Source organism: Micromonospora sp. KC207, assembly GCF_004348615.1.
Taxonomy (GTDB): Bacteria; Actinomycetota; Actinomycetes; order Mycobacteriales; family Micromonosporaceae; genus Micromonospora.
This window is the reverse complement of the sequence record NZ_SMKJ01000614.1, coordinates 1-947: the sequence shown is the minus strand read 5'-3', so window position 1 is coordinate 947 and position 947 is coordinate 1. Positions and strand designations below refer to the sequence as shown.

The window sequence follows — 947 nt, the reverse complement described above, 5'->3', positions numbered from 1 at the left end:
CTGCCCCGCCACCACCGCGTCCACCCTCCGGTCACCGACCAGACCGGACAGCTCAGTCCGCTGCTGCTGCGTCAACGCCACGAGCCAGAGTCGATCACCACGAGGTAACACCAAGCCACGTAAAACATCTCAATTACGCGACACTAGTCTGCGGTCGCGGCCAGTGTCAGTTTCCGAAGTCGTCTGCACGGGGTCCCCTGGTGGAGGGCCCGTGTGCAGACGACTTCGGACATCGGGTTGCTCCGAAGTCGTGTGCACTACCCGTCGTTTGGCCCGTACTCGTGTGCACGGCGCGTAGGGGCGCCGGCCGTCGGCGGCCCGGCTACGGGGTGGGTGTCGCGGCGGGAAGGCCTGTGGCTTCGTTCACGAGATTGGGCGGCACCCAGCACCATCTTGTCGCCGCCGGAACCGGCCAGTCCGGAGGCGGCTGCGGACCCGGATCCTGGGCCCCAGTCAGCCGGTGACGGCTGCCGGGCGTAGGTAGCTGTAGACCGTCTCGCGGCTGATCTCGAACTCCCTGGCCAGTACGGACTTTTTCTCGCCGGCGGCGGCTCGCTCGCGTAGCTGCTGTGCCTGCTCGGCGGTGAGCGCAGGCTTGCGACCGGTGTACACACCGCGTTGCTTGGCCGCGGCGATGCCCTCGCGTTGGCGCTCCAGGATCAGGGCGCGCTCGAACTCGGCGAAGGCGCCCATCACCGACAGCAGCAGGGTGGCCATCGGCGAGTCCTCGCCGGTGAACGTCAGGCTCTCCTTGACGAACTCCACCCGCACGCCCTTGCCGGTCAGGGTCCGGACCAGGCGGCGCAGGTCGTCGAGGTTGCGGGCGAGCCGGTCCATCGAGTGCACGAGGACGGTGTCGCCGGCGCGGACGAACGCGATCCTCTACAAAGCCCTCCCCGCACTCACCCCACCCGCCCCGCGGCTCCCGGCCTCGGCCGTCACCGGTC

The 947-nt window shown here is 69.1% G+C and carries 1 pseudogene; it reads right to left on the bottom strand.

From position 1 onward, the window contains the following. Window positions 1–453: 453 nt before the first annotated feature. Window positions 454–879, bottom strand: a pseudogene (locus tag E1258_RS32835) (recombinase family protein); the annotation flags it as partial. Window positions 880–947: the final 68 nt, after the last annotated feature.